The organism is Serratia proteamaculans (genome assembly GCF_946227095.1).
GTDB lineage: Bacteria > Pseudomonadota > Gammaproteobacteria > Enterobacterales > Enterobacteriaceae > Serratia > Serratia proteamaculans_E.
The window spans coordinates 484,234-506,467 of record NZ_CAMISV010000002.1 but is presented as its reverse complement, the minus strand read 5'-3'; the positions used below and the strand labels follow the sequence as shown (position 1 = coordinate 506,467).

The following is a 22,234-nucleotide window of genomic DNA, read 5'->3' as shown; positions in this document are numbered from 1 at the left end:
ATTAATTAAAAAAGTAAACAAACTTGGTTAGGATGGAGTGGTGAACATCGGAAGTACGCTGAGACTTATTGCTTTTAAATAATATCACTAACATTCATTTATAACTGTGAAGGACGTTTCAGGGTAATGAATCAGGCCTTAATTCCCTATATGCAACGCTGGCAGTTGCAGCCCGACGGCCCGGCATTTGAAACTCACAGCAGCCTGCTGATGCCGGTACGCTATCAGGGGGGCGCCGCCATGCTGAAAGTTGCCCGCGAACAGGAAGAAAAGTTCGGCGGGTTGTTGATGTGCTGGTGGCAGGGCGAAGGCGCTGCACGAGTGCTGGCCTGGCATGACGACGGTATTTTGCTGGAGCGTGCGCAAGGCAGCCTCTCATTGCCGCAGATGGTGCGAGACGGCGACGATCGGCAGGCGACGGCGATCCTGTGTCAGGTAATTGCCCGCCTGCATGCGCCACGCTCTCAGCCTTTGCCGGAGCTGATCCCTTTAGACCAGTGGTTTAACTCGCTGTGGCCAGCGGCGCAGGCGCACGGCGGCATGCTGCGTCTCAGCGCCACGGCGGCGGCGGAACTGCTGACCAGTCCGCGTGAACTGAGTGTGCTGCATGGTGACATTCACCATGACAACGTATTGGATTTCGGCGAGCGCGGCTGGCTGGTGATCGACCCTAAACGTCTGTATGGCGAACGCGCCTTCGATTACGCCAATATCTTCTGTAACCCCAACTACGGTGTTGCCACCGATCCTGATATTTTTCTCCGCCGGGTGGAGCAGGTCTGCCAACTGGCCGGGCTGGATCGTCAGCGTCTGCTACAGTGGATCCTCGCCTGGGCCGGGTTGTCCGCGGCCTGGTTTATGGAGGATGGCGAGGCAGCGGATATCGATTTCCGTGTTGCAGAGCAGGCCGCACGCGCGTTGGACCTCTCGCTACCGGAAGGGGACTCAGGGTTCATCCTGCCAATAATCGAGCGAGGCTGAAGGGCGTTGCACATAGCGCACCGGCTCGCCATTTTCGCGCAGTGCCGTCGCCTGAAACTTGCCTGAGTCCGGATATTCCACCAATTCGGGCTGTTCGCGGGTGCTGATGGAGAGGTATTTCAACGGCGCGTCCGAACTGTTGATGATCTGATGCGGGTATTCCGGCCCCGGCGGGATAAAAATCATGTCACCGCTTTTAATTGGCAGGTGTTCGCCCGCCACCCGCAAGGTGCCGGTTCCCTCCAGTACGATAAACATTTCTTCCTGTGCGTAGTGAAAGTGATAAGGGCAGGAACGCATGCCCGGTGCCACGATATCGATGGAGGCACCCAGCTTGCTGGCTGCCGTACCGGTACCCAAACGGGTACCTATGCTGTCATACAGCGGTGGGCGGGAGTCGTGCGTTTTTTCAACCTGTTCGAAGTTACGGATCAGGCGCTGGGCTAGCAGCGCGGCAGGATCATTCATGGCTATCCTCGTGACATTGTCACTTAATCATTAACGATGGCGATGGAGAACCCATCCCAACCTTTGCTGCCTACGGTTTGTAAGGCGGTAGCGCTGAGACGCGGTTCATTCGCCATCATGTCAAAAAAACGCCGTACGCCCTGAACCCGGTCGTCAGTGCTGGTGGCATCGGTGACAGCACCATCACGCACCACGTTGTCGCCGATGATCACCGTACCGGGGCGTGACAACGCCAGAGCCCAGCGCAGATACTCCGGATTGTTAGGCTTGTCGGCATCAATAAATATCAGGTCGAAAGGCGCGTCTGGCGGTAATTGTGGCAGGCTCGCGAGGGCCGGACCCACCCGCAACTCAACCTGTTCACTCAATCCGGCAAGGGCAATATTTTTTCTGGCCACGTCGGCATGGGTTGCATCGGCTTCCAGCGTGACCAGCGAACCCTCCGGCGGCAAGGCGCGCGCCAGCCAAATGGTGCTGTAGCCGCCCAGAGTACCGATCTCCAGAATGCGTCTGGCATTCACCATACGGGCAAACAGGTGTAGTAGCTTGCCCTGATTGGGTGCCACGTCATGTTCAGGCAGCCCTGCCAGACCGTTGGCAGTCAGCGTCTGTAACAGGGCTTCATCCTGAGTGACCAGTTTGTCGACGATATAAGCGTCAACCTGAGCCCAATGGTTATCATCTTGCATGGTTCACCTGGTGTTGTGGGTTATACCAGCCCGGTCGGCGTTTCGGCTGCGGCCAGAACAGCGCGGCCTGACCTCCGCTTGGGATCTGCCACACTTCGCAATCATAAATAGTGAAAGTGTCGCCGAATTTATCGACGCGCAGGCCACGATACCCTTGTGCAATACCTTGCCGAGTCACGGTATCCAGCAATTGCTGGCGCTCGGCGCGGTCCGCCGGGGATGCGCTTAGCCGCGAAGGCAGCGCGATAAACTCATCGAAGGAATAACCAAAGCACTGTTGAGCACAGTGGTTGGCATAGATAAACACCGGATCACCGCCGCCGGTGTGAGCCAGCAGGCTGTAGGGGGCTTGTTGATGCAGCCAGGAGAAACGTTCTGCGGTAGCCGCCTGTGGGCCTGGCAGGCCTTCGCCAGTCCATTGTTGGTACGCGGCATCTATCTGTTGAATCAGGTCAATCTGCGCGGAAGATGGCATAAAGGCTCCCTTAACGGTCCCGAGGGGCAACAGTCGTTCCCCCTCTCAGTTAAGCAGAAGATCGCCGAAGGGGGAACATATTGCCGGATGAACCGAGACTTGAACGCAGTTTGGGGTTATTTTGCCCGCTGCGGCAGCGACAGGATGATATGGGCAACCGCGCCGCCAATAATTCCCCAAAAAGCAGAGCCGACGCCGAGCAGCGTCACACCGGACGCGGTGATCAGGAAGGCGATTAACGCGGCGTCGCGCTGTTTTTCATCCTGCAGTGCGCGTTGCAGACTACCGGCGATAGTGCCCAGCAGGGCCAGCCCGGCAATGGTGTGGATCAAGGCGACGGGGAGTGCAGTGAACAACATGCCGATAACGCCGCCGAACACGCCGGCCAGCAAATAAAATACCCCGGCGGCGACGGCAGCCATGTAGCGGCGTTGTGGATTGGGATGCACGTCCGGCCCCATACAGATAGCCGCGGTAATGGCGGCGATACACACCGAGAAGCCACCGAACGGCGCTAGCAGGAGCGCCGTCAGCGCCGTCCAGCTAATCAGTGGCGAAGTCGGGACGCTGTAGCCGGCCGCCTTTAGCGTGGCGATGCCGGGGGCGTTTTGTGACGCCATGGTGACCACAAAGAAGGGTACGCCAATGCCCAGCAGTGTCGACCAGCTAAAATGCGGCGTAATAAATTCCGGTACGGCGAACGCCAGCGGTTGCTGTGAAAGATGAATATTGCCCTGCAGTGCCGCAATCGCCAGCCCGGCCAGCAGCGTCAGCACAATCGCATAACGTGCCAGATAGCGCCGTGTCACCAGATACACCAGCCCCATGCCGGCGCTGAGCACGAAATTGACCTGCAGCGAGGCAAAAGCATCCAGGCCAAAGCGCAGCAGGATCCCCGCCAGCATCGCCGCCGAAATGGCCTGCGGAATATAATCCATCAGCCGGGCGAACAGCCCGGTTACGCCGCACAGCAGGATCAACCCGGAGGCGAAGATGAATACGCCAATCGCTTCGTTGATCGGCGTGCCGGGCAGGCTGGTGACCAGCAGGGCGGCACCGGGGGTCGACCAGGCGGTCAGAATGGGCGTACGGTAATACAGCGACAGCCCGAGCGAGGTAATGCCCATCCCCAGCCCCAACATGCTTAGCCAGCCGCCGATCTGCAACGGCGTGGCGCCGGCCGCGGCAGCCGCCTGAAAGATAATCGCGGCAGAACTGGTGTAGCCGACCAGCACCGCAACAAAGCCGGCCATGATGGCAGGCAGGGACAGATGACGTAAAGAGATAGCAGGGCGCATGGCACACTCCGGCAGCAGCTGTGCGTTATAACGCACGATGAACGGCGAGCATAGCACCGTGCGTTATAGCGCACAAGTGGCTATAATCAGCCGCATTATCAGGGGAGAAAAATATGCAGGAATTGTCTGGCCATCTGGCACAAACGCTTCGAACGCTACGCATGCAGCGTGGCTGGAGCCTGGCGCAGGCGGCCGAAAACACCGGTGTCAGCAAGGCGATGCTGGGGCAAATTGAACGGGGTGAATCCAGCCCGACGGTAGCTACCTTATGGAAAATCGCTACCGGTTTTAACGTGGCTTTTTCCGCCTTTCTGGAGATATCGCCGCTGCAACAGCAGGCCACGCTGCATCGCTATGGCGATGCTCCGGTGTTCAATCAATACAATGCCGATATGCGGGTGGTACCACTGTTCCCGTTCGATCAACAACTGGGTTTTGACATGTTCGTTATCGATCTGGCACCGGGCGCGCTCAGCGAATCTTCGGCCCACGAGCCGGGCGTGATTGAGCATGTGATTGTCATCAGCGGTGAACTGGAACTGGCGGTAGATGGCGAGTGGCACCACCTGGCCCACGGTGAGGCGATGCGCTTTCAGGCCGATCGGCCCCATGCCTACCGTAATGCCAGTCAACAGACGGTGCGCATTCACGATTTGATTCACTACCCTAAATTCTGACTCAACGGCATTGGCGCAGGCTTTGACTCCGCCTCACCAAACGCCTACCTTATTGAAAATGATTCTTATTAACCCTCAAAGGGAGATTGATTTTGCCGATCACTCACCGCAACCGACGCCAGTTTCTTAAACTCAGCGCACAAACCGCAGGAGCCGTATTCGCAATGACTTCATTACCTAACAGTATCCGCCTGGCGATGGCGGCAGAAGGCGGCGCCAGCGCCACCGATGAATTTTTATGGCTGGAAGAGCTGCAGGGCAAGGCCGCACAGACGTGGATCAAGCAGGAGAATCAGCGGACCACCGCGCGTTTCGCTCAGGGCGAAGGCTTCCGGCAGGTGGAAAAACAGGTGCTGGATATTCTGAATAAAGACAGCCAAATCCCGTGGGTCGCCAAGCGCGGCGATTATTATTACAACTTCTGGCAGGATCAAACCAATCCACGCGGCTTATGGCGGCGCACCACGCTGCAGGAGTACCGCAAAGCCAAGCCGGCCTGGGAAACGGTGCTGGATATTGACGCGTTGGGCAAGGCCGAGGGCAAAGACTGGGTGTTCCACGGTTCGCAGTCGCTGGCACCAGAATACCGTTACTGCCTGCTGGAACTGTCGCCGGATGGCGGCGACGCGACGGAGATCCGCGAGTTTGATCTGGTCAGCAAGCAGTTCGTCAAAGATGGCTTTGTGCTGCCGGTGGCGAAAAGTCAGGCTTCGTGGATCGATAAGGACACGTTGTTTATCGCGACTGATTTCGGTGCAGGTTCGATGACTCAGTCCGGCTATGCGCGCATTGCCAAACGCTGGCGGCGCGGTACACCGCTGAGTGCCGCTCATACCCTGTATGAGGCGCAACCGCAGGATATGACGGTGTTTGCTTATCATGACCAGACGCCGGGCTTTGAACGCAACTACGTGGGGCGCAGCCTGGATTTCTACCGTCGTGAAACCTATCTGCTGAATGAGCAAGATCAACAAGTCAAAATCGACATTCCCGCCGATGCCGAGTTCAGCACGCACCGGGAGTGGATATTGATTAAACCGAGCAGCGACTGGGAAGTAGGGGGGACTCGTTATCCTTCAGGCTCACTGCTGGCCGCCCATTTTGACGATTATCTGGCGGGTAAGCGTGAGCTGACGGTGTTATTCACCCCGACGGCCCAGGCGGCCCTGAGTGGCTACAGCGGCACGCGTGACCATCTGATCCTCAGCATCATGGACAATGTGGTCAACCGGCTGGAAGTGCTGACGCCACAGGGCAAAAGCTGGCAGCGTAAGCCATTGGGTAACCCGGGGGCGATCAGCACTATTTCTGCCGGTGGCGTCGATGACGAAACCAACGATTACTTCCTGACGCTCAGTGGGTTCCTGCAACCGACCTCGCTGTACCTGGGCAATCTCGACGGCGGCGAAGCGGAATTGCTCAAGCAGGGGCCGCAGGACTTTGACGCCAGTGCCTATCAGGTCAGTCAGCACTTCACGGAGTCTAAAGACGGGACGCGCGTACCGTATTTCCAGGTCTCTTCCAAGGGCATTAAACTGGACGGCAGTAATCCCACGTTGCTGTACGGTTATGGCGGATTCGAGGTGTCGTTGTTACCGGGGTATATGGGGGCCAAGGCGCCGGCCTGGCTGGAGCGCGGTGGGGTATATGTGGTGGCGAATATCCGCGGCGGTGGCGAGTATGGCCCAGCATGGCACCAGGCGGCGCTTAAGCAAAACCGTCATCGTGCCTATGAGGACTTTGCCGCCGTGGCGCAGGATCTGATTACCCGAAAAGTGACATCGTCACAACATCTGGGGGCGCGAGGGGGCAGCAACGGCGGCTTGTTGGTGGGCAATATGCTGACGCTGTACCCGCAGCTTTTCGGCTGCATCGTTTGTGAAGTGCCATTGCTGGACATGCAGCGTTATACCCAGCTTTCTGCCGGTGCTTCCTGGATTGCCGAATACGGCGACCCAGGCAAAGCGGAAGAGTGGGCGTACATCAAAACCTTCTCGCCGTATCACAACATCAAAGCGGGCGTATCCTACCCGCCGGTGCTGTTTTACACCGCCACCAGTGACGATCGGGTTAATCCGTCGCACGCCCGTAAAATGGCGGCACGCATGCAGCAGATGGGCTATCCACAGGCCCATTTCTATGAGAATACCGAGGGCGGACACAGCGCTGCAGCGGACAAGAAACAGGCCGCGTTCCACGGTGCACTGGTCAGTGAGTTTATGTGGGTCAATCTGAGCGCTAAATCCACCGCCTGAACCACAGGGTGATGACGTAAAAAAGCCGGGGCAAATTATTGCCCCGGCTTTCTTTTACCTGTCTGAAACCGTCGTTAGCGATCAGTTGGCAGTAGCGGCCGCCTGAGCTTTCTTCTCGGTGTCTTCTGCGGTGTCCAGCGTCATGCGGTACAGCTTCGGCGCGGTCAGCATCATCAGGATGGCGATCACGGCGGTGGCGATACCGATTTGCATAAACACGTGGCTATAGATAGCCAGTGAAGCGTGCGCATCGTTGATGTTGGCAGGCACGGCAGTCAGACCCGCGACCTTACCGGCAATCAGTGCAGCGGCAGCCGTGGTCAGGAACCAGGAACCCATGATAAAGCCCATCAGGCGTTGTGGCACCAGTTGTGCAACCATGGCCAGACCCAGACCGGAGATCATCAGTTCGCCGATACTCTGCAGTCCATAGCTCAGGATCAGCCAGTTAACCGAAACGATGCCCTGTTCATTGGCGAAGCTGGCACCCCATGGCAATACCAGGAAAGCACCGGAGCACAGGATCATACCGAAAGCGAACTTGTGCGGCATCGGCAGACGGTCACCCATCTTGTTATACAGTGCTGCCAGAATCGGGCTGGCCAGCATGATCCAGAACGGGTTCAACGCCTGATACTGCTCAGGTTCGAACGCCAGGCCAAGGATGTTGTGTTCAACGTTATGGATGGCGAAGAAGTTCAGTGAGGTTGGCATCTGGGCGTACAGCACGAAGAACACGACCGCTTCCAGCATCAGCAGGAAGGCGACGATCATCTTGCGGCGTGCCGCACCGTGCAGGGCAAAGGCTTCCTTGGCGAACACGATCACGATACCGATGGAGATAAGCGCCAGCGCCCAGCGAGCAACCACCTGGTTGTGCAGCAGCCAGCTTGAAATGGCGACCAGCGCAACCACGCCAACCAGCACCATCAGCAGTTTCTGGATATGCAGCGGTTTGAAGTCAGGCTTGGAACCGTGATTCTTCACCCACTTGTGGCAAACCATAAAGTTGACCAGGGTGATCAGCATGCCCACCACGCTCAGTGAGAACGCGACGCTCCAGCCATATTTCACCGCCAGCCAAGGAGTGGCCAACATGGAGAGGAAAGACCCGATATTGACGGACATATAGTACATGGTGAATGCACCGTCCAAACGCGGATCGTCTTTCTCGTAGCAGGTTGACAGCAGGGAGGACGGGTTGGCTTTGAACAGACCACTACCCACGGCGATGGTCGCCATACCCAGGTAAACCCAGAAAATTTCATGGCCGGAGTAGGCTACCATGGCATAACCGACGGCCAGCACCAGCGCACCCAGCACGATCACGCGCTTGGAGCCCAGCACTTTATCCCCGAGCCAGCCGCCGATGGCAACGAAGCCATATACCAGCGCACTGAAGGAGGAGAACAGGGTAATGGAGTCGGCTTCGCTCAGGCCAAGCATCTTGACCAGATAAACCGCCATGATGCCTTGCAGGCCGTAATAACCAAAACGTTCCCAGAGCTCGATGGAGAAGATCAGGTAAAACGCCTTAGGCTGTTTGAAGGCGTTGAGACTGACGCTTTCAGGATGTTCGCTGTTGTTGTTTGCAGTTGACACTGGTACCTCTGATTTTTCACTGCCCCGACTCAGAAAGACGGGAAATTGCAAAAGGTGATGCAGGACTGCATCCTTCTGCGTTGTTATAGGATGGGATGACGGCGGTTAATGTTCACTATCTTTGTCAACGAGGCAAGACGTTTGTCATATTCTGTTACATATAACGCCCGTGAAGTGAAACGACCATGTTACAAATGTTATGCAGCATTAACTTTCGACTTTGTTTGCTTTGCCGAGTTTTTGTTTTGATTAAAAGGGGTACAGAATTTAAACAGTGAGATATTCTGCTGTAATGGCTTTTGATGGTTCATATCAATAGGTGTGGTGAATAATCCATTGGATTGTTGTGCATATGACGGTTTTTGTAAAATTATAGAAATTTGGGAAAATGCCTCTGGCGGTTGTGACGACAATGTGATCGTCAAAACGTGAGGTTTACCGCAATTTTTGACTAATTTTTCGCTTGAAAATAAGCGAGAAGTGAGTTTTTCACTGAAATCCGTGAAAACACCAAGGTTACTGCTGCTTGATATCACATTTCCGATAAAAAATAGGTCAGTGGCGTGGGGGCCCGAAGCGGGGTGCTGCGTTGCACCCATCGGCATCAGGCGTCGGGATAGACTTTTTCTTTAAACTCGCAGAGGTCTTCAATCATGCAGGAACCGCAGCGGGGCTTACGCGCGATGCAGGTATAGCGGCCGTGCAAGATCAACCAGTGGTGACAGTCGACCTTGAATTCGGCGGGCACCACCTTCAGCAGTTTCTCCTCCACCAGATCGACGTTCTTGCCCGGTGCGAAATTCGTGCGGTTACAGACGCGGAAGATATGGGTATCGACGGCAATAGTTGGCCAGCCGAAGGCGGTATTAAGCACCACATTGGCAGTTTTGCGGCCGACGCCGGGCAGGGCCTCCAGCGCAGCGCGGTCTTCAGGCACCTCGCCGCCGTGCAGTTCCAGCAGCATACGGCAGGTTTTGATCACGTTCTCGGCCTTGCTGTTAAACAGGCCAATGGTCTTGATGTAGCCTTTAACGCCGTCGACACCCAGTGCCAGCATGGCCGCCGGCGTATTGGCCACCGGATAAAGCTTGGCGGTGGCCTTGTTGACGCTGACGTCGGTCGCCTGTGCAGACAGCAGCACGGAGATCAGCAGCTCAAACGGCGTGGTGTACACCAGTTCGGTGGTCGGGTGCGGATCGTTATCACGCAGTCGGGTAAGAATTTCCAGCCGTTTTTGCTTGTTCATTACGCTTTCTCTGCCTGTCCTTGTCCCTGCGCCGGTTCGGCCAGTAATGCCTTGGCCGTGCGCGCCTTCATCCTTTCGTCAATCAGGTATTTTACCGCCAACAACAGGCCCAGGCCAATAAAGGCCCCCGGTGGCAGCATGGCCAACAGAAACGGGCTGTCGAAGTGAACCACTTCAATCCGCAGTACCTTGGCCCAACTGCCCAACAGCATATCGGCCCCGTCGAACAGGGTACCGTTACCCAACAGTTCGCGCATTGCACCCAGCGTCACCATCACGCCGGTGGCACCCAGACCAATGGCCAGGCCATCCAGTGCGGACAGACCGACCGGTTTTTTAGAAGCCACCGCTTCGGCGCGACCGACCACGATGCAGTTGGTGACGATCAGCGGGATAAAGATCCCCAACGACTGATAAAGGCCGAAGGCATAGGCGTTGATCAACATTTGTACGATGCTCACCGCAGCCGCGATGATCATCACGTAAATCGGGATACGCACTTCATTCGGCACCCAGCGGCGTACCGCGGATATCGAGGTATTGGTCAGTATCAGGACCAGCGTGGTTGCCAGCCCCAGACCGAGGGCGTTGGTGACGGTGGAGGTGACGGCCAGCAGTGGACACATCCCCAGCAATTGCACCAGCGCGGAGTTATTCTTCCACAGCCCCTGGACAATCAGATCTTTGGCTTCACTCATTCGCTGGCTCCACAGGCAGGTAAGCTATCAAGTTTAGGCGGCAGCGTTTCCATATACAATGCCGTGCGCCGAACGGCGTTGACCACGGCGCGCGGTGTGATGGTCGCGCCGGTGAACTGATCGAACATACCGCCGTCTTTTTTCACCGCCCAGCGTTTATCGTCCGGGCCGTCAATCTTTTTGCCGCTGAAGAAAGAGATCCAGTTTGAGATACGCAGTTCAATTTTATCGCCCAGCCCGGGGGTTTCGTGATGTGAGACGACCCGGGTACCCAGCACGTTACCGCTGAAATCGGCACCGACCAGCAACTGAATGGCGCCGGAGTAACCGTCCGGTGCGGTAGTTTCCAGTGCGGCTGCGGTGGGTTGACCGTTTTTGCGCGCCAGATACAGACGATGCGGCGAGCCATTGCCCAATGCCGGATCGCTGACCAAAAAACACTCGGTCTGCATGTTGTTGTCGTAGTGTTCCGGTGGCACCACCTGATCAAGCAGCGACTTTTGCTGTAACGCCGCCTGGTGGGCGATGGTGCTTTGCGTCAGGCTATGGACCACCGCAGTCAGGCCGGTGGTCACTGCGGCAAACACCGCCAACGTGGTGCCATGCTTTCTCATTGAATTTAGCATCATGGCTCCTTAGCGATGGCCGTACACGCGGGGCTGCGTGTAGTGGTCGATGAGCGGAACAGTAATGTTGGCCAGCAATACCGCGAAGGCCACGCCATCCGGATAACCGCCGTAAACCCGAATGAGCCACACCAGCACGCCCACCAATGCGCCGTAAATCAGGCGACCTTTCGGGGTGGTGGAGGCGCTGACCGGGTCGGTGGCGATAAAGAATGCGCCCAGCATGCTGGCACCGGAGAACAGGTGGATCAGCGGCGAGGCCTGCTGCGCCGGATCAAGCCACCAGGCCAAACCGGAACACAGGGCGATGGCCGCCAGCATGCTGAACGGGATCTGCCAGTGGATCAGGCGACGGCCCAGCATGAACAGGCCACCGGCCAGGAAACCCAGGTTAACCCATTGCCAGCCGATACCGGCCACTGCGCCACCGAACAGCGGTTGTTGCAGCACTTGCTCGACGCTATGGCCACTGCGCAGGCCGGTTTTGAAGCCGTCCAGTGGGGTGGCCTGGCTGATGCCGTCGATACCCATTTGCAGTTCATGGATGGTGGCACCCTGGCCGGTATGGCCGCTGAAAATGGCCAGCAGGGTATCCTGGAACGACAGCGCGGTGGCGCGCAGCTCATCCGGCGGCAACCAACTGGTCATCTGCACCGGGAAGGCGATCAGCAATACCACGTAACCGACCATCGCCGGGTTGAACGGGTTTTGCCCGAGGCCGCCGTACAGCTGTTTGGCGATAACGATGGCAAAGAAGGTGCCGATGACAATCATCCACCAGGGGGCCAGCGGTGGCAGGCTGATGCCCAGCAGCAGGGCGGTCAGCAGGGCCGAGTTATCCGCCAGCCGGGTGCGTACCGGCAGCTTGCGCAGCGCAAGGATGGTGCCTTCTGCCAGCAGGGCGACGATCATCGCCAGTGCGGTCTGGACCAGTGTGCCATAGCCAAAAAACCATACCTGCGCAGCGATACCGGGAATACAGGCCAACATCACCCACAGCATAATACGGCTGGTGCTTTGCTGGTTATGGGTAAAGGGGGAGCTGGCGATGTGCAAGCCTTTGGCGGCTGTGGGTTGTACCGGCCTGAACTTCATAGAATAACGACACCTATCTTTGCCGGACATCGGCAGGTTCAACGCGCCTCTCAGCGGAGACGCAGGAAAAATTATAGCGCTGCATTCTACCTGAATCACCGCAAGGGTAATACGTCTTAATGGTAGGGTTATTAGCCTTATAGCACGGGGTGTACGCCGTGATCAGATCGTCTTATGGCGCGATCGGATTTTTTTTGCCGACAAAACCGGGCTAGTTTGGTGACGCAGCTGTAAACTGTCGGCATTAACTCCCGGCGGCAGGCGATAACCTCTGGATTAACATGGTGTTTTTGGTTCGTTTTTTCGCACTAAATAACAACTTTTACATAATCTATGTGGGTTATTATCCCGAGTATTATTGAGTTAGTGAATACAAATTAATGACAAATGAAGATGTCTTTTTTATTGAAGAATTAATTGAATGGGTTGAGATACATCTGGAAACGCGGCCTAATCTGGACGAAGTCGCGCGCATTTCCGGCTATTCCAAATGGCACCTGCAACGCAAGTTCAAACGTATCACCGGCATTCAGCTCGCCACCTATATCCGCTCACGTATCCTGACGCGTGCCGCAGTGGCGTTACGAATTACCCATCGTTCTATCATTGAAATTTCAGATGAACTGGGCTTTGACTCGCAGCAAACCTTCACCCGCATGTTCAAACAGCGTTTTGACACTACGCCTAATCGTTACCGTTCGATGGAAAGGTGGGACGTGAAGAATTTGATGCCTCGTTTCAGTTTTGATGCCAAGTTTGCGGCCGACTATTACCCCGAGGTCAAGCGTCTTACGCTGCCTGATATGCAGCTTGTGGGTTACTCGCGTCAGTTGGATTTTGCCGGAGAGGCGGAGATCGAACATTCGTCCTGTATGGCGATGAAGGACGAAATTTTCACTGATTTTTTCCGTGGGTTAAGTGTGGATTGTCGCCGGGTGTACAGCATTCATTCCTTCCGTAATCGGGAGGGCAGTGAATGTTCAACGACTCATATCATGGCGGTGGATCCTGAGAACAAAAAGGATATTCTCTCGGGCTACCAGATAGACAATATTTCTCTGGTCGGGCGTGAATACATCTCTATCAACCATTTGGGCACCGCGAAGGAATGCTCGCAGTTCTTTTCCTATCTGAGTACCCACGTGATGCCGGGGCTGCGCCATGAGGTACAGGGGAGCGTGGAGATGGAAATTATTCAACCCAAGGAATGGAATCAGGACTCAAAGATGCGTCAGATTGACGTTGATTATACCTATCTGATTTCTATCGATTAAAAGTCGCCTTGCGTTCTGCAAGGCGACTTTTATCCGTTACTCTTTATTTGTCTCCACCGTCGCCTGCTGCGCGGCCTTCTTGGCTTTGGCACGGGCAATGGCTGCAGCAACCGCCGCTTTGCGCGGATCTTCTTCTGGTACCGCCGCTGGTGGTTCGGTCGGAGTTTCCACCGTCGCCTGCTGCGCCGCTTTCTTGGCTTTAGCTCGGGCGATGGCTGCCGCAACCGCGGCCTTGCGTGGATCTTCTTCCGTTACCGTCACCGGTGACTCGGCCGGCGTTTCTACCGCCGTTGCCTGCTGCGCTGCTTTCTTGGCTTTGGCACGGGCAATGGCTGCCGCTACCGCCGCCTTGCGTGGATCTTCTTCCGTAACCGTTGCTGGCGCTTCGGCTGGCGTTTCCACCGCCGTCGTCTGCTGCGCGGCTTTCTTGGCTTTGACCCGTGCCAGTGCAGCGGCCACTGCCGCTTTGCGTGGATCTTCTTCCGTTACCGCCACCGGTGGCTCGGCCGGAGTATCATCCGTAGTCGTCTGCTGCGCGGCTTTCTTGGCTTTGACCCGCGCCAATGCTGCGGCCACTGCCGCTTTGCGCGGATCTTCTTCCGTTACCGCCACCGGTTGCTCGGCCGGAGTATCATCCGTAGTGCTCTGCTGCGCGGTTTTCTTGGCTTTGACTCGCGCCAGTGCAGCGGCCACCGCCGCCTTGCGTGGATCTTCATCTGCTGTAGCTGATGCAGCAGCCGGTGCTACGGCAGTTTCCTGCTGCGCACGTCGTTCACGCGCCTGTGCCTTACGGGCCTCGCGGGCAGCGATCATCTCGCTGTTGTCCGGCGCATCGCCGCTGATGGTGCCGGTCGCCGGTGCTGTGTTTTTACTGCGAACCCGAGCCAGGGCGGCCTGAACGGCATCCTGATCGCCATCGGTTAGCTTGACCGCCGCTTTCTTATGGCGCTCTTCACGCGCCAGTTTTTCACGTTCCAGGCGCGCCAGCTTGGCTTCGTAACGTGCCTTGGCTTCGGCGGTGCGAGCGGCTTCCTGATCGATGGCTTTGATCTCGGCCTTTTCCTGGCGGTAGTACTGCACCAGCGGAATATTGCTCGGGCAGACAAAGGCGCAGGCACCGCATTCAATGCAGTCGAACAGATTGTGATTGCGGGCTTTCTCGTGCTCTTCGCCGCGGCTGAACCAGTACAGCTGTTGCGGCAACAGGCCCGCCGGGCAGGCGTCAACGCACAAACCACAGCGAATACAGGACTGCTCCGGCTCTTGCGGTGCCATTTCGCTGACTGACGGCGCCAGAATACAGTTGCTGATCTTGACGATGGGCACGTTGAGTGCGGGCAGGGTAAAGCCCATCAGCGGGCCACCCATCACCACCATTTGCTGAGCCTGCGGCTGGAAGCCGGCAAATTTCAACAGGTGCTGTACTGGCGTGCCGATGCGCGCCCACAGATTGCCCGGCTGGCTGAGGGCCTCACCGGTCAGGGTCACCACGCGCTCGATCAAGGGTTCGCCATCGACAATCGCGCGTTTAATGGCAAAGGCGGTGCCGACGTTCTGCATCAGCACCCCGATAGCGGAGGAGTGCTTGCCGTGCGGGACTTCTTTACCGGTCAGGATTTTGGTGAGCTGCTTGGCGCCGCCAGAAGGGTATTTGGTCGGAACCACCCGCAGAGCGATGCCTGGCTGGTCGCGCAGCGCCAGTTTCAAGGCGGCGATCGCTTCGGGTTTATTGTCCTCGATGCCAATCAGCGTGACCTTGGGTTGCAGCAGGTGGCGCAGGATCTGCGTGCCTTCAATCACTTGATCGGCGTGTTCCTGCATCAAACGGTCATCGGCAGTGATATATGGCTCGCATTCCGCGGCATTGAGGATCAGGGTTTCCACCCCATTCATGCCGCCCTGCAGCTTGCTGGCGGTCGGGAAACCGGCACCGCCCAGTCCAGCGATGCCAGCCTGATGAATACGTTGGATCAACTCGCTGGTGGCCAGTTGACGGTAGTCTGCCACCGGCGCACGCTCGCACCAGCGGTCTTCGCCGTCTGGCTGAATGATCACGCACAGTTCCGCTAACCCGGAAGGGTGAGCGGTGATATGCGGTGTGATGGCGCTGACAGTTCCCGAGGTCGGTGCGTGCACCGGTACGGTACGGCCCCGACCGACGGTCAGCGGCTGGCCTTTCAGCACCGGGTCGCCGACCTTGACGCACAGTTCGCCTTCCGGGCCCAAATGCTGTTGCAGTGGGATCACAAAAATATCGGGCAGTGGGGCGGTACGCAACGGCACGCCGCTGGACAGGGTTTTCATTTCAGGCGGATGGATCCCGCCGTCGAAATCCCAAATCCGGTCTTTTTTGAAGGCGGCGAACAGATTAAGCATGTTGCTCCACGTGGATCACTTGCACCGGGATCGTCTTCATGTCCCACTTCCAGTTGGCGGTAGTGGTGGCGACCGGTCTCATTTCAATACAGTCGGTAGGGCACGGCGCAACGCACAGGTCGCAGCCGGTACAAAGATCGGTAATGACGGTGTGCATGGCACGGGTAGCCCCGACGATGGCGTCCACCGGGCAGGCCTGAATGCACTTGGTGCAGCCGATGCAGTTGGCTTCGTCAATGTAGGCCACCTGGCGCACCGGTTCGACGACGGCTTCGCTGCCCAGGGGCTGCGGCTCGACGTTGAGCAACTCGGCCAGCTTCAGCATCACCTGCTCGCCACCCGGCGCGCATTTGTTGATCATCTCACCGTTGGCGACTGCTTCGGCGTAAGGACGACAGCCGGGGTAGCCGCACTGGCCACACTGACTCTGCGGCAGGATCTCGTCGATCTGCTCGGCCACCGGATCTTCTTCTACTTCAAAGCGGCGTGCGGCAAAGCCCAGCACCAGCCCGAATAGCAGGCCAAGGGCACTTAACGCAGCAATCGCAATCCATAACGCGGTCATTAGAATTTCACCAGCCCGGTAAAGCCCATAAAGGCCAGCGACATCAATCCGGCGGTGATCAGCGCGATGGAAGAACCGCGGAAGGGTGCAGGCACGTCGGCAACCGCCAGACGTTCACGGATCGCGGCGAACAGTACCATCACCAGCGAGAAGCCCGCGGCGGCGCTAAAGCCGTATACCGCAGACTGCAGGAAATTGTAGCCCAGGTTGACGTTAAGCAACGCAACGCCGAGCACCGCACAGTTGGTGGTGATCAGCGGCAGGAAAATGCCCAGCAGGCGATACAGCGCCGGGCTGGTTTTACGGACCACCATCTCGGTGAATTGCACCACCACGGCGATCACCAGAATAAATGACAGCGTGCGCAGATACACCAGATCCAACGGAACCAGAATAAAGGTATTGATCACCCAGGCGCTGACGGAGGCCATCGTCATCACGAAAGTGGTGGCCATCCCCATGCCAATGGCGCTTTCCAGCTTCTTGGAAACGCCGAGGAACGGGCACAGGCCAAGGAACTTCACCAGGACGAAGTTATTCACCAGTACGGTGCCGACAAACAGGAGCAGGTATTCGGTCATTGCGACGCCTAAAAAAATAAAAGCCGCCTATTATCGGGAATTGGCGGCTTGATCACAACATAGGGAAAGCAGGGTTATTGCCCTTTTTGCTCTTTTTTGGCGAAAATTTACACAATTATTCGCACAAAACGTGCCACAGAGTGGCCTAGCTCTCGGTAAAGGTCCCTTTGACTCGTTTGGAACGCTTCATATAGGGCACCAATAATGCCGCCATTAACAGTGGCCAGCCGAGACTGCGTACCGCCAATTCATCCGGCACCGGCGCAAAGGCAAAGGCTTTCACCGCCAGCAGCACGGTAATCAACAGCCACAGCAGAAACAATTTGGGGAACCGCTGTGCGCGGTGGCAGAACAACCACAGCAGCCACAGGGTAAAGCACCACATCGCCAGGGTGGTCAGCACCGAGAAATACCACTGCATGCTAAACGCCTGGGCGTTGGTGAGCAGATATTCGCGCGATTCCGGTACGAAAATCGCCATGCCATACAGAAGCAGCATCAGACTGGCGCTAAGCAGGGTGACAATCAAATAGGCCATCGGGGCCAGCAACCAACCGCCAATTCGGGTGTATTCAGCTTGAGACATAAACGGCTTCCTGGGTAAGACATGATCCAATGTGACAGCCGCCTAGCTTAGCGGGTAATGCGGGCTTCGTCATCAATATCAAACGGATGGTCGGGCTCAGGAAGGGGGGCGCAGCACGTTTGGCTACCGGCAGCCCAATGTACTGCCGGTAGCCGGCCGATTAACGGCGGTTAAGTTGATAATAGGCTTCGTTCCAGCGCAGCTCGTTTTTGAACGACGGCAGGGTGGTGTCCTGGTCGATCAGCAAGAACTCGATGTTATGCATTTCGGCATACAGCCGCAGCATATCGGCATCCAGCGCCTGGGAGAACACCGTGTGGTGTGCGCCGCCCGCCAGGATCCAGGCTTCGGCAGCGGTCGCTAAAGTGGGTTGGGCGCGCCAGATGGCACGGGCTACCGGCAATTTGGGCAGCGGGTGCGGTTGCTCCACGGTTTCCACCTGATTGACCAGCAGGCGGAAGCGATCCCCCATGTCGATCAGGCTGGCATTGATGGCCGGACCGGCCGGTGTCGAGAAAATCAGTCGCGCCGGATCGGCCTTGCCGCCGATACCGAGCGGTTGAATATCCAGCAGCGGCTTGGGTTCTTTGGCGATCGATGGGCAGACCTCCAGCATGTGCGAGCCGACCACCAGATCGTTACCCGGCTGGAAATGATAGGTGTAATCCTCCATAAACGAGGTTCCGCCGTGCAACCCTGCGGCCATCACTTTCAGGATGCGCAGTAACGCTGCGGTTTTCCAGTCGCCTTCGCCGCCAAAGCCGTAGCCTTGCTGCATCAGGCGTTGCACTGCCAGTCCCGGCAATTGCTTCATGCCGTGCAAGTCTTCAAAGTTGGTGGTGAAGGCCTGGAAGTGCCCCTGTTCGAGGAAACTTTTCATCCCCAGTTCGATGCGTGCCGCATCGATCAGGTTTTCACGTTTTGCGCCGTTGATTTTCGCCGCGTCGCTCAGCACATAGCTGGCTTCATACTCTTCAATCAGCGTATCCACCTCGCCACGGCTGACTTCATTGATCACGCTGACCAGGTCGCCGATGCCATAGGCATTGACCGAGTAGCCGAACTGGATCTGTGCGCCGACCTTATCGCCATCGGTCACCGCCACCTCACGCATGTTGTCGCCAAAACGGGCCACTTTCAGCTGCTGGCTGGCCTGTTTGGCGGTGGCGACCCGCATCCATTGGGCAATGCGTCGGTGTGCCTCGGGATCCTGCCAGTGGCCGGCAATCACGCTGTGCTGCTGGCGCATACGGGCACCGATAAAGCCGAACTCACGGCCGCCGTGGGCGGTCTGGTTGAGGTTCATAAAGTCCATATCCATGCTGTCCCACGGCACCTGGGCGTTGAACTGGGTATGGAACTGCAGCAGCGGCTTGTTGAGCACCGACAGCCCGGCGATCCACATTTTGGCCGGTGAGAAGGTGTGCAGCCAGGCCAGAATGCCAATGCACTGTGGCTGATAGTTGGCGTCACGGCACAGGGCGGTGATTTCATCCGGCGTAGTGACCAGCGGTTTCAGCACCAGTTTTACCGGTAACCCGGCCTCGCGGTTGAGGCTTTCCACCACCTGTTCGGCGTGCGCCTTGACCTGCTGCAGGGTTTGCGGGCCGTACAGGTGCTGGCTGCCGATGGCGAACCAGACTTCGCGCTGCTTGAATGCGTCCATTAAAACTCCCGAATTGTCATGTCGAATCAGGGTTCAGCTTGCTGAACCGGAGGTAGAGGCGTAGCGCGGCTCGGCGGCCTGGCACCACTGTTGATAGCGTTGGTAAAGCTGTTGGTAGCGAGCGACGCGTTGCGGGCTCGGCTGCAGGGTGCGTTCGATACCGCAGGCCATCTGGCGCTGGGCTTCGGGCACGCTGCCAAATTGACCGGCGGCCACGGCGGCGAAGATCGCTGCACCCAGTGCGCAGCACTGATCGGAAGCAACGATTTGCAGCGGCCGGTTCATGACGTCGGCGCAGACCTGCATGATCGCCGGTGATTTACGCGCAATACCGCCCAGCGTCAGCACGTTATCGACCGGAATATCCTGCTGTTCAAAGCACTCCATAATCGCGCGGGCACCAAAGGCGGTGGCGGCGATAAATCCGCCGAACAGCGTCGGCGCATCGGTACCGAGATTCAGATCGGCGATCACGCCTTTCAGTCGCTGGTTGGCGTAGGGGGTGCGGCGGCCGTTAAACCAGTCCAGCACCACCGGCAGATGATCCAGTGACGGTTTTTCAGCCCAGGATGCGGTTAGCGCCGCCAGCAGGCCGGCTTCAATCTGTTGTAGCTGGGCTTGCAGTTCAGGCTGATTTTTCGCGGCTTCGCGCAGTGGCCAGCTCAGCAGGCGGCTGAACCAGGCGTACATATCGCCAAAGGCCGACTGGCCTGCTTCCATGCCGATCATTCCTGGCACCACGCTGCCATCGACCTGGCCGCAGATCCCCTCGATGGCGCGTCCGTCCACCCGCTGACGATCGGCGATCAGAATGTCGCAGGTGGAGGTACCAATCACCTTCACCAGAGTATAAGGCTGGGCACCGGCACCGACGGCACCCATATGGCAGTCGAAAGCGCCGCCGGACAGCACCACCGTGGCGGGGAGCCCGAGCCGTGTCGCCCATTCGGCGCTCAGGGTGCCTACCGGCAGGTCGGCGGTGTGGCAGTCCTCAAACAGCGGCCAGGGCAGGTGTTCAACCAAAAGCGGATCGAGTGCGGCAAAAAATGCCTTCGGTGGCAGGCCGCCCCAGTCCGGGTGCCACAGGGTTTTGTGGCCGACGCTACAGCGCCCGCGTTTTAACTGATGCGGCGCGCAGGTAGCGGACAGCAGCGCCGGTACCCAATCGCAGAGTTCAACCCAGGAGGCGGCGGCCTGACGGACTTCGGCGTCCTGGCGCGTGACGTGCAGGATCTTGGCCCAGAACCACTCAGAGGAGTAAACGCCGCCGATATAACGGGAATAGTCGGGGAATTCGCCGCTGCGGCACAGCCGGTTGATGGCGTCCGCCTCTTCAATGGCGGTGTGATCCTTCCACAGCACAAACATGGCATTCGGGTTGTCGGCAAACTCCGGGCGCAGTGCCAGCACCTGGCCTTGCTCGTCGATCGGCGCCGGCGTGGAGCCGGTGGAGTCAACGCCGATACCAATCACCTGCAGCCGCTGCTGCGGCGACATGCGTTGTACCAGACTGACGATCGCCTGTTCCATGGCTTCAATGTAGTCGAGCGGATGGTGGCGGAAACGGTTCTCCGCCGCATTGCAGAATTCGCCGCGTTGCCAGCGGGGGTAATAGACCACTTCGGTATCCAGCTCAGTACCCTTATGGCAATCGACCGCCAATACCCGTACTGAGTCACTGCCGAAGTCCAGTCCCAGGGCAATAGCACCTGCCGTCATGATGTTGACTCCTGATGTGTTAATACGCTGTGACAACCATAGGAGCCGAAGCGGGGAGCCGGTGAGGAGCCGTTAGCTGGAAGTATGCACTTTTCTGCTTCCCGCAGTGGTTTTGTGACGGCTGTCATAAGTTGTCGCTTGGCGGAATTCGCTAAATATATGCACATATCAGCTGTATTCCACGGATGTGATAGCGCTCTACATTTCAGTAACAAATACCCGCTAAAACTTATGCCGTCTTACCCCCGTTGTGAATAAATGCCGCGAGATAAGCGCCACACCGACAACGGATACCCTAATGATAACGTTTTCACCGCGAGCGGGTTTCGTCGCCACAGAGAACAAAATAGCGGAGAGCATCATGCATAAATTCACTAAGACGCTGGCGACACTGGGGCTGGCGGCCGTTATGTCACATTCAGCTATCGCCGAGACCATGAAGCTGGGCTTTTTAGTCAAGCAGCCGGAGGAACCCTGGTTCCAGACCGAATGGAAGTTTGCCGACAAGGCCGGTAAGGATCTCGGTTTTGAAGTGATTAAAATCGCCGTGCCGGACGGGGAGAAAACCCTTAATGCCATCGACAGCCTGGCAGCCAGCGGGGCCAAGGGTTTTGTTATCTGCACACCGGATCCGAAACTCGGCTCGGCGATTGTCGCTAAGGCGCGCAGTTACAACCTGAAAGTGATCGCCGTGGATGATCAGTTTGTCACTGCCAAGGGCAAGCCTATGGACAGCGTGCCGTTAGTGATGATGGCCGCCACCAAAATCGGTGAACGTCAGGGGCAGGAGCTGTGGAAAGAACAGAACAAGCGGGGCTGGAAATTACCGGAAACCGCGGTGATGGCGATTACCGCCGATGAGCTGGACACCGCCCGTCGCCGCACCGGTGGCTCGATTGCCGCGCTGAAAGCGGCCGGCTTCCCGGAAAAGCAGATTTATCGGGTACCGACCAAGTCTAACGATATCCCGGGGGCGTTTGACGCTGCCAACTCGATGCTGGTGCAGCATCCTGAAGTGAAAAACTGGCTGATTGTCGGCATGAACGACAACACCGTACTGGGCGGCGTACGTGCCACCGAAGGCCAGGGCTTCAAGGCACCGAACGTGATTGGCATCGGTATCAACGGGGTGGATGCGGTCAGCGAGCTTTCCAAAGCGCAGGCCACCGGGTTCTACGGTTCGCTGCTGCCAAGCCCGGATATCCATGGTTACAAGAGCATCCAGATGCTGCATGACTGGGTCGAAAAGGGCGTAGAACCACAGAAATTTACCGAAGTGACCGACGTGGTGCTGATCACCCGCGACAACTTTAAGACCGAACTGCAGAAAAAAGGCCTGATGTAATTAGCGAGCCGC

The 22,234-nt window shown here is 57.5% G+C and carries 21 protein-coding genes; 5 read left to right on the top strand and 16 right to left on the bottom strand.

What is annotated here, in order from left to right; translation table 11 throughout:
• The first annotated feature begins 126 nt into the window (after positions 1-126).
• Positions 127-981, top strand: a complete 855-nt coding sequence (locus tag OC597_RS05970) for an aminoglycoside phosphotransferase family protein (protein ID WP_262208019.1) — start codon at positions 127-129, stop codon at positions 979-981.
• On the opposite strand, the gene OC597_RS05965 is transcribed toward OC597_RS05970, so the two are convergent.
• The 4 genes from OC597_RS05965 to OC597_RS05950 all read right to left on the bottom strand — a co-directional run bounded on the left by OC597_RS05965 (position 946) and on the right by OC597_RS05950 (position 3,911).
• Positions 946-1,449 (bottom strand): cupin domain-containing protein, encoded by a 504-nt coding sequence (locus OC597_RS05965; RefSeq protein ID WP_261255074.1) that lies wholly within the window; start codon positions 1,447-1,449, stop codon positions 946-948. The genes OC597_RS05970 and OC597_RS05965 overlap by 36 nt on opposite strands.
• A gap of 23 nt (positions 1,450-1,472) precedes the next feature.
• Positions 1,473-2,138 (bottom strand): O-methyltransferase, encoded by a 666-nt coding sequence (locus OC597_RS05960; RefSeq protein WP_261255073.1) that lies wholly within the window; start codon positions 2,136-2,138, stop codon positions 1,473-1,475.
• On the bottom strand, positions 2,128-2,613 hold the full coding sequence (locus OC597_RS05955) for an MEKHLA domain-containing protein (RefSeq protein ID WP_261284458.1): 486 nt from the start codon (positions 2,611-2,613) through the stop codon (positions 2,128-2,130). The genes OC597_RS05960 and OC597_RS05955 overlap by 11 nt, the downstream gene beginning before the upstream one ends.
• Before the next feature lie 116 nt (positions 2,614-2,729).
• Entirely contained in the window at positions 2,730-3,911 is a 1,182-nt protein-coding gene (locus OC597_RS05950) for a benzoate/H(+) symporter BenE family transporter (RefSeq protein WP_261462480.1), read from the bottom strand.
• Between the two features lie 113 nt (positions 3,912-4,024).
• Between OC597_RS05950 and OC597_RS05945 the strand changes: the two genes are divergently transcribed.
• A complete protein-coding gene (locus tag OC597_RS05945; protein WP_262208018.1) occupies positions 4,025-4,588 on the top strand; it encodes a helix-turn-helix domain-containing protein in 564 nt (187 codons plus the stop codon).
• 164 nt (positions 4,589-4,752) lie between these two features.
• Positions 4,753-6,843, top strand: a complete 2,091-nt coding sequence (locus tag OC597_RS05940; RefSeq protein WP_262208017.1) for a prolyl oligopeptidase family serine peptidase — start codon at positions 4,753-4,755, stop codon at positions 6,841-6,843.
• 81 nt (positions 6,844-6,924) lie between these two features.
• Here OC597_RS05940 and dtpA read toward each other — a convergent pair whose 3' ends face one another.
• The 6 genes from dtpA to rsxD form a co-directional block, all read right to left on the bottom strand.
• A complete protein-coding gene (gene dtpA / locus OC597_RS05935; RefSeq protein WP_261255038.1) occupies positions 6,925-8,445 on the bottom strand; it encodes a dipeptide/tripeptide permease DtpA in 1,521 nt (506 codons plus the stop codon).
• 197 nt (positions 8,446-8,642) lie between these two features.
• Positions 8,643-9,044 (bottom strand): hypothetical protein, encoded by a 402-nt coding sequence (locus OC597_RS05930; protein ID WP_262208015.1) that lies wholly within the window; start codon positions 9,042-9,044, stop codon positions 8,643-8,645.
• A gap of 5 nt (positions 9,045-9,049) precedes the next feature.
• The gene (gene nth, locus OC597_RS05925) at positions 9,050-9,691 is read right to left on the bottom strand and encodes an endonuclease III (protein WP_085116616.1); all 642 of its coding nucleotides are present in this window, start codon (positions 9,689-9,691) and stop codon (positions 9,050-9,052) included.
• Positions 9,691-10,389: an electron transport complex subunit E gene (locus OC597_RS05920; RefSeq protein ID WP_135316385.1), complete on the bottom strand. Its 699-nt coding sequence runs from the start codon at positions 10,387-10,389 to the stop codon at positions 9,691-9,693. The genes nth and OC597_RS05920 overlap by 1 nt, the downstream gene beginning before the upstream one ends.
• Complete coding sequence (rsxG, locus tag OC597_RS05915) at positions 10,386-11,015, bottom strand: electron transport complex subunit RsxG (RefSeq protein WP_261255036.1); 630 nt, start codon at positions 11,013-11,015, stop codon at positions 10,386-10,388. Before rsxG ends, OC597_RS05920 begins: the two co-directional genes overlap by 4 nt.
• A 9-nt stretch (positions 11,016-11,024) precedes the next feature.
• Positions 11,025-12,110 (bottom strand): electron transport complex subunit RsxD, encoded by a 1,086-nt coding sequence (gene rsxD / locus OC597_RS05910; protein WP_261255035.1) that lies wholly within the window; start codon positions 12,108-12,110, stop codon positions 11,025-11,027.
• Positions 12,111-12,490: 380 nt separating this feature from the next.
• On the opposite strand from rsxD, the gene OC597_RS05905 reads away from it, so the two are divergent.
• Positions 12,491-13,384 (top strand): helix-turn-helix domain-containing protein, encoded by an 894-nt coding sequence (locus OC597_RS05905; RefSeq protein WP_262208014.1) that lies wholly within the window; start codon positions 12,491-12,493, stop codon positions 13,382-13,384.
• Between the two features lie 36 nt (positions 13,385-13,420).
• Here the strand turns inward: OC597_RS05905 and rsxC are convergent, their stop codons facing one another.
• The 6 genes from rsxC to OC597_RS05875 all read right to left on the bottom strand — a co-directional run bounded on the left by rsxC (position 13,421) and on the right by OC597_RS05875 (position 20,877).
• On the bottom strand, positions 13,421-15,760 hold the full coding sequence (rsxC, locus tag OC597_RS05900) for an electron transport complex subunit RsxC (RefSeq protein ID WP_262208013.1): 2,340 nt from the start codon (positions 15,758-15,760) through the stop codon (positions 13,421-13,423).
• A complete protein-coding gene (gene rsxB / locus OC597_RS05895; protein ID WP_085116623.1) occupies positions 15,753-16,325 on the bottom strand; it encodes an electron transport complex subunit RsxB in 573 nt (190 codons plus the stop codon). Before rsxB ends, rsxC begins: the two co-directional genes overlap by 8 nt.
• On the bottom strand, positions 16,325-16,906 hold the full coding sequence (gene rsxA, locus OC597_RS05890; protein WP_085116624.1) for an electron transport complex subunit RsxA: 582 nt from the start codon (positions 16,904-16,906) through the stop codon (positions 16,325-16,327). The genes rsxB and rsxA overlap by 1 nt, the downstream gene beginning before the upstream one ends.
• Before the next feature lie 145 nt (positions 16,907-17,051).
• A complete protein-coding gene (locus OC597_RS05885; RefSeq protein WP_112347490.1) occupies positions 17,052-17,492 on the bottom strand; it encodes a DUF2569 domain-containing protein in 441 nt (146 codons plus the stop codon).
• A gap of 160 nt (positions 17,493-17,652) precedes the next feature.
• On the bottom strand, positions 17,653-19,158 hold the full coding sequence (gene araA / locus OC597_RS05880) for an L-arabinose isomerase (protein ID WP_262208012.1): 1,506 nt from the start codon (positions 19,156-19,158) through the stop codon (positions 17,653-17,655).
• A gap of 33 nt (positions 19,159-19,191) precedes the next feature.
• On the bottom strand, positions 19,192-20,877 hold the full coding sequence (locus OC597_RS05875) for a ribulokinase (protein ID WP_262208011.1): 1,686 nt from the start codon (positions 20,875-20,877) through the stop codon (positions 19,192-19,194).
• A gap of 361 nt (positions 20,878-21,238) precedes the next feature.
• On the opposite strand from OC597_RS05875, the gene OC597_RS05870 reads away from it, so the two are divergent.
• Positions 21,239-22,222, top strand: coding sequence for an arabinose ABC transporter substrate-binding protein (locus OC597_RS05870; protein ID WP_085116628.1), 984 nt, complete (start codon positions 21,239-21,241; stop codon positions 22,220-22,222).
• The last annotated feature ends 12 nt before the right edge of the window (positions 22,223-22,234 follow it).

Bases quoted from the DNA above. Each gene is read 5' to 3' on its own strand.
- OC597_RS05970 (WP_262208019.1), top strand. From the start codon at position 127: ATGAATCAGGCCTTAATTCCCTATATGCAACGCTGGCAGTTGCAGCCC.
- OC597_RS05965 (WP_261255074.1), bottom strand. From the start codon at position 1,449: ATGAATGATCCTGCCGCGCTGCTAGCCCAGCGCCTGATCCGTAACTTC.
- OC597_RS05960 (WP_261255073.1), bottom strand. From the start codon at position 2,138: ATGCAAGATGATAACCATTGGGCTCAGGTTGACGCTTATATCGTCGAC.
- OC597_RS05955 (WP_261284458.1), bottom strand. From the start codon at position 2,613: ATGCCATCTTCCGCGCAGATTGACCTGATTCAACAGATAGATGCCGCG.
- OC597_RS05950 (WP_261462480.1), bottom strand. From the start codon at position 3,911: ATGCGCCCTGCTATCTCTTTACGTCATCTGTCCCTGCCTGCCATCATG.
- OC597_RS05945 (WP_262208018.1), top strand. From the start codon at position 4,025: ATGCAGGAATTGTCTGGCCATCTGGCACAAACGCTTCGAACGCTACGC.
- OC597_RS05940 (WP_262208017.1), top strand. From the start codon at position 4,753: ATGACTTCATTACCTAACAGTATCCGCCTGGCGATGGCGGCAGAAGGC.
- OC597_RS05930 (WP_262208015.1), bottom strand. From the start codon at position 9,044: ATGGGTGCAACGCAGCACCCCGCTTCGGGCCCCCACGCCACTGACCTA.
- nth (WP_085116616.1), bottom strand. From the start codon at position 9,691: ATGAACAAGCAAAAACGGCTGGAAATTCTTACCCGACTGCGTGATAAC.
- OC597_RS05920 (WP_135316385.1), bottom strand. From the start codon at position 10,389: ATGAGTGAAGCCAAAGATCTGATTGTCCAGGGGCTGTGGAAGAATAAC.
- rsxG (WP_261255036.1), bottom strand. From the start codon at position 11,015: ATGCTAAATTCAATGAGAAAGCATGGCACCACGTTGGCGGTGTTTGCC.
- rsxD (WP_261255035.1), bottom strand. From the start codon at position 12,110: ATGAAGTTCAGGCCGGTACAACCCACAGCCGCCAAAGGCTTGCACATC.
- OC597_RS05905 (WP_262208014.1), top strand. From the start codon at position 12,491: ATGACAAATGAAGATGTCTTTTTTATTGAAGAATTAATTGAATGGGTT.
- rsxC (WP_262208013.1), bottom strand. From the start codon at position 15,760: ATGCTTAATCTGTTCGCCGCCTTCAAAAAAGACCGGATTTGGGATTTC.
- rsxB (WP_085116623.1), bottom strand. From the start codon at position 16,325: ATGACCGCGTTATGGATTGCGATTGCTGCGTTAAGTGCCCTTGGCCTG.
- rsxA (WP_085116624.1), bottom strand. From the start codon at position 16,906: ATGACCGAATACCTGCTCCTGTTTGTCGGCACCGTACTGGTGAATAAC.
- OC597_RS05885 (WP_112347490.1), bottom strand. From the start codon at position 17,492: ATGTCTCAAGCTGAATACACCCGAATTGGCGGTTGGTTGCTGGCCCCG.
- araA (WP_262208012.1), bottom strand. From the start codon at position 19,158: ATGGACGCATTCAAGCAGCGCGAAGTCTGGTTCGCCATCGGCAGCCAG.
- OC597_RS05875 (WP_262208011.1), bottom strand. From the start codon at position 20,877: ATGACGGCAGGTGCTATTGCCCTGGGACTGGACTTCGGCAGTGACTCA.
- OC597_RS05870 (WP_085116628.1), top strand. From the start codon at position 21,239: ATGCATAAATTCACTAAGACGCTGGCGACACTGGGGCTGGCGGCCGTT.